The sequence below is a fragment of the Nocardiopsis sp. TNDT3 genome, from assembly GCF_003427465.1.
Lineage (GTDB): Bacteria > Actinomycetota > Actinomycetes > Streptosporangiales > Streptosporangiaceae > Nocardiopsis > Nocardiopsis dassonvillei.
Genome location: NZ_QPFC01000434.1, coordinates 1 through 8,047, shown reverse-complemented (window position 1 = coordinate 8,047; position 8,047 = coordinate 1). Strand labels below are relative to the sequence as shown.

Genomic DNA, 8,047 nt, shown 5'->3' with positions numbered 1-8,047 from the left:
GGCCCCGCCCCGTGGCGCACGCCGCCTGAACGCCGCGTTCCCAGTACCGAGGGAGAGTCCGATGAGCACCGCGCAGAGCGCTTCCCCGCCCCACCCCGCCTCCGAGGCCGCCCGGTTCCGCGCGACGCTGCGGCACCACCCGGCGGGGGTCGTCGTCATCACGGCCGGTGTCGACGGCCGCCCCGTCGGACTGACGGCCACCTCGTTCACCAGCGTGAGCCTCGATCCGCCGCTGGTGGCCTTCTACGTCGCCGAGACCTCCTCGACGTGGACGACGCTGCACCTGGCCGGGGCGTTCGCCGTACACCTCCTGGCCGAGGACCAGACGGACCTGGCGGCGAGGTTCGCCCGCAGCGGCGCGGACCGCTTCGCCCCGCCGACGTCGTGGCGCCCGGGTCCCGAGGAGGTCCCCCTGCTCGACGGGGTGTCCGCCAGCCTGGTGTGCAGGAGGTTCGACACCCGGCTGATCGGCGACCACTGGCTGGTCGTCGGCGAGGTGACGCACACCCTGGTCCTGGACGACCTCCGTCCGCCGCTGCTGTACCACCGCGGCGCCTTCGGCGGTTTCGTCCCTCTGCACGGCCCGAACCCCGCCTGACCAGGGCGACTCCGACGGCCGCCCAGGACCCGGCGGTGACGCGTCGTACCCCCGCGGGGGTACGGCGCTCAGTCGTGCGCGGCGGACGCTTGACATGACGTCATATTTGACGCCATCATGACGTCATGGATTTGATGCCGTATGTCGATGAACTCCGACGCCAGCTCCAGGTGGCCGCCGAGGCCGGGAACGAGGACGCCCGGATCATCGCCGAACGTCTCAGTGCAGCTCTGGAACCCGCTGCGCGGCTGACTCTGCTGGACGCGCTCTCCGCCGCCGCAGACGAGATCACGCGCGAACTCGCGCCCGGGTCGGTCGAGGTCCGGCTGCGCGGACGGCGGGCTGACTTCATCGTGACGTCACCCGACTTCGAGGACGTCGAAGACGACGGTCTCATGACGCCACAGGCGCACCAGGATGACGTCAGACAGGCCGACCGGGCCCTCACGGAGCAGCTCCGGGCCGACGCCGAGGACGGGGGCACGTCGCGGATCACCCTGCGCCTGCCCGACCGCCTCAAGCCGCACGTCGAGGAGGCGGCCCGCGGGGAGGGGCTGTCGGTCAACGCCTGGCTGGTGCGCGCGGTGACCGCGTCCCTCGACAGCGGCAGGCGCCGACCCGACACCCGGGCACGCCAGATCGGCCGCGGTTACACCGGCTGGGTCCGCTGACCGGACCCGGCCGCCCGACTCCACCACGTCTCCCACCGGCGGAGACGACCACCAACGCCACGTCAGGGAGACAGCCATGCCAACTTTCGACACCCCCGGACCCGTCACCGCCGACATCACCCTGGTCGCCGGAACCCTCCAGATCAACGCCGGAGGCCGCACCGAGACCACCGTCGAGGTCCACCCGCGCGACGCCGCCAAGGAGAGCGACGTGCGGGCCGCCGAACAGGTCGAGGTCGAGTACGCCGGAGGCCGCCTCCAGGTGAGGGACCCCCAGCCCTCGGGCCTGGGCCGCGTGATCGGGCGCAAGGGCATGGTCGACATCACCGTCGAACTGCCCGCGGGCTCGCGCGTCCACGTCAGCGGCGGCTTCGGCAGCGCCCGCTGCGAGGGGGTCCTGGGCGCGTCCGAGATCACCTTCTCCAACGGCAACATCGCCGTGGACCGCGTCACCGGCAACGCCGAGCTCACCACGGGACACGGCTGGGTCCGCGCGGGGGAGATCGACGGCTCCGCCGTGGTCAAGTCCACGGGCGGGGCCCTCACCCTCGGCACGGTGACCGGTGACCTGCGGGCCAACTCCGCGCACGGTGACATCACCGCCGACCGCGCCCTGGCCTCCGTCACCGCGCGCACCCACCACGGCAGCATCCGGCTCGGCCAGGTGGTCCGGGGCGGCATCGACATCGGGACCGCCTTCGGGGAACTGGAGATCGGCGTCCGCGAGGGCACCGCCGCCTGGTTGGACGCGGTGTCCAAGAAGGGCGTCGTGCGCAGTTCCCTGGAGGCCGCCGACGGCCCCGGCCCCGCCGAGGAGACCGTCGAGATCCGCGCCCGCAGCGTCCACGGCGACGTCATCGTCCACCGGTCCTGAACAGACGGAAGAAGAGACCGAACATGAACCAGCGCACCCCCCGCTCGGCCGTCGCGGTCACCGGACTGCGCCGGACACACACCACCGCCAGACGAGGAACGGCCATGAGCGACCCCCTCCACACCGTCACGGCGCTGCCCGAGGCGCGTCGGCCCGGCTGTCCCTTCGATCCGCCCGAGGAACTGCTCCGGGCGCGCGAGCACGGCCCCATCAGCCGCTACGCCTTCCCCGACGGCCACCAGGGCTGGCTGGTCACCGGATACGACCTGGTCCGGTCGGTCCTGGCCGACCCGCGCTTCAGCTCCCGCAAGGAGCTCATGCGCCACCACCCGCTGATCGACTACGGCGACATCGAGGTCCCTCCGGCGCCGCCCGGCGAGTTCCTCCTCATGGACGAGCCGCAGCACGGGCGCTACAGGAAACCGCTGGTGGGCAGGTTCACCGCGCGGCGGATGCGGCTGCTCACCGAGCGCGTCGAGGAGATCACGGCCGAGCACCTGGACGCCATGGAGGCGGCCGGGCCGACGGCGGACCTGGTGACCGCGTTCGCCAAGCCCGTCCCCACCATGGTGATCTGTGAGCTGCTGGGGGTGCCGTACGAGGACCGGCGCTCCTTCCAGGAGAACATCGACAAGTTCATGAGCGGGGAGACGAGCGACGAGGACCTGACAGCGGCCTACACCGCGACCCAGCGCTACCTCGCGGAACTGGTGGCCGCCAAGCGCGCGAACCCCACCGACGACGTGCTCAGCGACCTCACCGACAGCGACCTGACCGACGAGGAGCTGAAGGGGATCAGCCTGGTCCTGCTGGCGGCCGGGTTCGACACCACAGCGAACACCCTGGCGCTGGGCGCCTTCGCACTGCTGCGCGATCCGGCGCAGCTGGCCGCGCTGCGGGACGAACCCGCGCTCGCCGACCGTGCCGTGGAGGAGCTGCTGCGGTACCTGAGCGTGGCCAAGACGTTCATGAGGACGGCGCTGGAGGACGTCGAGCTGGGCGGCCGGACCGTCGAGGCCGGTACGACGGTCATCGTGTCGCTCAACACCGCCAACCGCGATCCCGAGCGCTTCACCGACCCCCACGTCCTCGACGTCGGCAGGCGCGAGGGCGGGCACCTGGCCTTCGGCCACGGCATCCACCAGTGCCTGGGGCAGCAGCTGGCCCGCGTCGAGATGCGGGTCGCGCTGCCCGCGCTGTTCGACCGCTTCCCCACGCTGCGCCTGGCCGTGCCGGCCGAGGAGGTCGAGGCCGGACTGCGTCCGGAGACCGCGGACCTGCACGGGCTGAAGAGCCTCCCGGTCACCTGGGACGTGTCTACGGTGACGGCGTGAGGTGACCGTGCGGGCGGGGGAGCGTGACCGTCACGGTCAGCCCCCCGCCCGCGCGCGGTCGCAGGTCCAGCGCGCCGCCGTGGACCTCGACCACCCGCGCGACCAGGGCCAGGCCCAGCCCGTGACCCGGGTCGGCCCCGAACCTGCCCTGCCCGCGCAGGAAGGGTTCGTGCAGTCGGGCCACCGTCTCGGGCGTGTGGTGCGGACCGGTGTTGTCGACCCGCAGGACGGTCCCGGCGCCGGGGGCGTGACCGGTGCTGACCGAAGCCGTCCCGTCCCGCCCCGCGTTGTGGCGCAACGCGTTCTGCACCAGGTTCTGCGTGAGCTGGGTGAGCAGTGCGGGGTCGCCGAGCGTCGGCGCCGGAGCCGACGCGAGGTACAGCCGCACCCCGCGGCGCTCGGCCTCCGCCGAGTTCTCGGCCACGACGTCGCGGACGATGTCGGCCAGGTCGACCGGCACGGAGACGGCGGTCACGGCGTTCGCGTCGGCCAGCCGCAGGAGGGCCTCGGTGAGCTCGACCGCCCGGGCGTTGGTGACGCTGAGCCGTTCGACCAGGTGCGGGACGTCCTGCCCCTCCGGGTCGCGGCGGGCCACGTCCAGGAGGGTGGCCGTCACGGCCAGCGGGGTCCGCAGTTCGTGGGAGGCGTTGGCGGCGAAGCGCTCCTGGGTCTCGAACGCGTTCTCCAGGCGGTCGAGCATGTGGTCGAAGGCGTCGGCGAGCTGTCGGAACTCGTCGTTGCGCTCGTGCAGCCGGATGCGGTGCTCCAGCCGCCCCGAGGCGGCGATGCGCACGGCCTCGTTGATCCGGTGCAGGGGGCGCAGCACCCATCCGGCGAGGAACCACCCGCCGACGAGTCCGATCACGGCCAACACCGCCAGGACGACCCCGGAGACCATGACGACGGCGTCGAGGATCTGCCCGCGGGTGGGGACGACCGGGCCGCCGGAGTCGCGCGGGTTGGCCGCGGTGAGCGGGTAGTCGGGGACGTAGCGCAGGACCACGTAGACCCCGGCCAGCACCGCCAGGCCCGCCGCCACGAGGAAACCGGCGTAGCTCAGGGTCAGGCGCAGGCGTGCGCTGCCCCTCCTCCCGGACGGGGCGGGGACGCGGGCGTTCACCGCTCCTCCCCGGGGGCCGCGAGGCGGTACCCGGCTCCGGGGACGGTGACGATGGGGTCCGGCCTGCCCAGGGTCCTGCGCAGCTGCGACATCGTCACCCGGGGCGCGCTGGTGAACGGGTCGGCGTTCTCGTCCCAGACCTTCTCCAGCAGCGTCTCGGAGCTGACCACGCCCCCTCCCGCCCTGATGAGCAGCTCCAGGACGGCGAACTGTTTGCGGGGCAGCCTCAGACGGCGCCCGTCCCGTTCGGCCTCCCTGCGGTACGGGTCCAGGCGCAGTCCGCCCCATTCCAGGACCGGCGGAACGGACGACGAGGGCCTCCGGGCGAGTGCGCGCAGGCGCACGACCAGTTCCTCCAGAGCGAAGGGCTTGGTGAGGTAGTCGTCGGCGCCCAGGGCGAATCCGCCCACCTTGTCCCGTAGCCGGGTCGCGGCGGTGAGCATCAGAACCCTGGTCCCGGGATGGTCGCGCACCACCGCCGCGCACACGTCGTCACCGTGGACCCCCGGGATGTCCCGGTCGAGGACGATCGCGTCGTAGTCGTTGACCGCGGCGCGCTCCAGCGCCTGGTCGCCGTCGAGGGCGATGTCGGCGGCGATGGCCTCCTGGCGCAGCCCCGCCTGGAGCGCCTCGGCCATGAAGACCTCGTCCTCGACGATCAGCACACGCATGGTGCCCCCTCCCGCTCCGATCGCTGCCGCGTCCCGGCACGCCCCGCCGACGGCGCCGGCGTCCGCGCGACCCGGCTCCGTGGCCGTTCAGCATAGGCGGGGGCCTGTTGCGAAAACGTTGGGCGCCGGGCACGAGGACCACACATCCGCGCAACAACCGCCCTCCTACGGTCGGGCGCATGCGAAGTCGTACTCTCCTGTCCGCTCTCGTCCTCGCGGTGACCGCGACCGTGGTCACCGCGGTCCCGGCGCACGCCATCGTGGGCGGGAACCCTTCAACACAGTCGTATGAGTTCATGGGCTCGTTCCAGCCTGACTACCCAGCGCCGCCGCGCCCGGACGGCCACGGGTGCGGGGTCGTCGTCCTGGCTCCCCAGTGGGTGCTGACCGCCAGCCACTGCGCGGGCAAGAACCCGACCAACGCGCGGACGGGCGTTCCGCGGGGCTGGAGCGTCCGCGTCGGGTCGCCGGACTCCGACTCCGGAGGCGAGGTGGCCGAGGTCGACCACTACTACCGGCTGGCCACGAGCGGGGACGAGGGGGGTTTCTGGGGCAGGGACCTCGCGCTGATGCACCTGGAGCGCCCCGTCGAGGCCCAACCGTTGCCCATCGCCTCGGCCTCGCCACCGCCCGGGACACCGGTGCGGATCATGGGCTGGGGCATGACGTGCGACGACGCCGGGAACCCCGACTGCTTCCCGACACGGTTGCGGGAGGCCGACACCGTGGTGCAGCCGCCCTCGGCGTGCCTCGGCCAGGCGGTCGAGGGCGAGTTGTGCGTCGGCAGCCGGGACGGGAGCGTGGCCGCGGCCAACATGGACTCGGGCGGTCCCGCGCTGGTCCGCGAGGACGGCGCGTGGGCGCTGGCCGGGGTGGTCAGCGGTCCCAGCGGGGAGGGGGCGCCCACGCTGTTCACCGACGCCACCCGGCACACCGGGTGGATCGACGGTGTCGTCTCCGGCACCGACGTGCCCCCGGACGACGAGATCCCGGACGTGGAGGGCATGGTGGACCTCCAGGGCTGCGTGGGCTCGGTGGTGCGCACCCCGGCCTCGGAGCCGGACGCGCCGGCGCTGATGCTGACCAACGGCCACTGCGTACGGGAGGACTGGCCGGCGCCGGGGGAGGCCCTCGTGGACCGGCCCGCCGACCTGGAGGTGCCCGTGGCCGACCCCCGGGGCTATCCCCGGGTCACCGCCCGGGCCGAGCGCCTGGTGTACGCGACGATGACCGGAACCGACGTCGCGCTCTACCGCCTGGACCGGACCTACGAGCAGTTGGCCTCCCAGGGGGCGAAGACCTTCGAACTCGGCACCACCCCCGTGCGCCCCGGCGACGAGGTGACCATGGTCTCTCCCGGCACCCGCTCGGACTGCTCCGTCGAGGCCGTGCCCGCGCACCTGCGCGAGGGCGGCTACCAACAGGACGACCCGATCCGCTACGCCTCCGGTGAGGGATGCCTCCCCTACCCCGGCATGTCCGGCTCGGTGCTGTTGGCCCCCGACGGTTCCACCGTCGTGGGCGTCCACAACACCCACAACAGGGACGGCGAGGAGTGCACCGACGACAACCCCTGCGAGGTGGACGCGGACGGGAACGTGACCTTCGAGCGGGGACGCGGTTACGGCCAGCAGGTCCACACGGTCCCGGCCTGCCTGACCGACCGTTCGGAGCTGGACCTGTCACGCCGGGGCTGCTCCCTCACCGGCGCCGGGTCGGCCTGACCGTTCCGACCGGCCCGCCCGACGCTTTCGGGGCCGCGACGGGGAGTCCGTGCGCGGCCCCGGCGCGGCCCACCGCGTCCTCGTGGTTCACGACGCCGGGCTGTCGCCCCCGGACGCCGCCAACGACGTGATGAAGCGCTCGGCCGCGGCGTCGACCTCGGCGGAGGGGGCCAGCAGCCTCTGCAGCAACAGCCCTCGCAGGCACGAGGTCGCGATGATGCTCCGCTGCCTCGCGTCCGCCGCCGTGTGTCCGTCGCGAAGGGCGGCCGCTTCGAGGAGGGACGCCAGGTCGTCGATGTCGGCGACGAACTCATGGAAGACGTCGTGCTCGTACACCGCGAGTCCGACCAGGTGGAAGAAGGCGCGGATCCGGTCCTCGTGCGCGTCGTTCGCGTAGAAGCTCCACACGGCCCTGCACAGGGCGGCGAACCCGAGTTCGCCGCCGGTCGCGGCGATGACGAGGTTGTCGCGGCGGCGCGCCTCCAGCAGCACGGCGCGCAGGAGTCCCGGCCGCGACCCGAAGTGGTAGGTCAGCAGCGTGTGGTGTACGCCGAGCCGCTCCGCCACCTGGCGCATCGACAGGTTCGGGCTGGGGCCGCTCCCGCCGTACTCCTCGAACAGCGCCTGCAGGAGGCGCTCCCTGCCTTCCCCGACCGGTGCCCTCACACTGCCTCCCTTGACGAATTCACCACTGTTGAGTACGTTACCGCACAGCGAATTCACCACTGTTGAGGATGGTGGGTCGCAGTCCCGGAGAGGAGGCCCCGTGGCCGATGCCTGGTTCGCCGGCGGCATCGTCGCGGACGGATCGGGCGCCGACCCGACCGCGGTCGACGTGGGTGTGCGGGACCGCCTCGCCGGGTCCGTCAGCGCATGGCCTCGGCGTTGGAGGCCTCCCGTGCGGCGGGCCCGCGGATCGGCCTGGGTTCGGACCTCATCGGGCCGAACCAGCGGTGCCGGGGCGAGGAGCTGCGGCTGCGCGCCGAGCTGGAGTCACCCATGCGGGCGCTCGTGTCGGCCACCGGCGTCAACGCCGACATCCTCGGCCTGGGCGG

8 protein-coding genes and 1 pseudogene are annotated in these 8,047 nt (G+C 72.9%); 6 read left to right on the top strand and 3 right to left on the bottom strand.

Annotated features, from left to right (window positions below; genetic code table 11):
- Nucleotides 1-61 precede the first annotated feature (61 nt).
- The 4 genes from DQW06_RS11425 (at nucleotide 62) to DQW06_RS11410 (ending at nucleotide 3,477) form a co-directional block, all read left to right on the top strand.
- The gene (locus tag DQW06_RS11425; RefSeq protein ID WP_117198414.1) at nucleotides 62-598 is read left to right on the top strand and encodes a flavin reductase family protein; all 537 of its coding nucleotides are present in this window, start codon (nucleotides 62-64) and stop codon (nucleotides 596-598) included.
- A gap of 125 nt (nucleotides 599-723) precedes the next feature.
- Nucleotides 724-1,269 (top strand): histidine kinase, encoded by a 546-nt coding sequence (locus DQW06_RS11420; RefSeq protein ID WP_370449067.1) that lies wholly within the window; start codon nucleotides 724-726, stop codon nucleotides 1,267-1,269.
- Nucleotides 1,270-1,345: 76 nt separating this feature from the next.
- The gene (locus tag DQW06_RS11415; protein WP_013155931.1) at nucleotides 1,346-2,143 is read left to right on the top strand and encodes a DUF4097 family beta strand repeat-containing protein; all 798 of its coding nucleotides are present in this window, start codon (nucleotides 1,346-1,348) and stop codon (nucleotides 2,141-2,143) included.
- Between the two features lie 104 nt (nucleotides 2,144-2,247).
- Nucleotides 2,248-3,477, top strand: coding sequence for a cytochrome P450 (locus tag DQW06_RS11410; protein ID WP_041553487.1), 1,230 nt, complete (start codon nucleotides 2,248-2,250; stop codon nucleotides 3,475-3,477).
- Here DQW06_RS11410 and DQW06_RS11405 read toward each other — a convergent pair.
- Nucleotides 3,461-4,597 (bottom strand): HAMP domain-containing sensor histidine kinase, encoded by a 1,137-nt coding sequence (locus DQW06_RS11405; RefSeq protein ID WP_013155933.1) that lies wholly within the window; start codon nucleotides 4,595-4,597, stop codon nucleotides 3,461-3,463. The genes DQW06_RS11410 and DQW06_RS11405 overlap by 17 nt on opposite strands.
- Nucleotides 4,594-5,268, bottom strand: a complete 675-nt coding sequence (locus DQW06_RS11400; RefSeq protein WP_013155934.1) for a response regulator transcription factor — start codon at nucleotides 5,266-5,268, stop codon at nucleotides 4,594-4,596. The genes DQW06_RS11405 and DQW06_RS11400 overlap by 4 nt, the downstream gene beginning before the upstream one ends.
- A 179-nt stretch (nucleotides 5,269-5,447) precedes the next feature.
- Here DQW06_RS11400 and DQW06_RS11395 point away from each other — a divergent pair, with 179 nt between their 5' ends.
- Nucleotides 5,448-6,992: a trypsin-like serine protease gene (locus tag DQW06_RS11395; protein WP_071621131.1), complete on the top strand. Its 1,545-nt coding sequence runs from the start codon at nucleotides 5,448-5,450 to the stop codon at nucleotides 6,990-6,992.
- A gap of 87 nt (nucleotides 6,993-7,079) precedes the next feature.
- On the opposite strand, the gene DQW06_RS11390 is transcribed toward DQW06_RS11395, so the two are convergent.
- The gene (locus tag DQW06_RS11390) at nucleotides 7,080-7,658 is read right to left on the bottom strand and encodes a TetR/AcrR family transcriptional regulator (RefSeq protein ID WP_071621133.1); all 579 of its coding nucleotides are present in this window, start codon (nucleotides 7,656-7,658) and stop codon (nucleotides 7,080-7,082) included.
- A 207-nt stretch (nucleotides 7,659-7,865) separates the two neighbouring features.
- On the opposite strand from DQW06_RS11390, the pseudogene DQW06_RS11385 reads away from it, so the two are divergent.
- Nucleotides 7,866-8,047, top strand: a pseudogene (locus DQW06_RS11385) (amidohydrolase family protein); the annotation flags it as partial.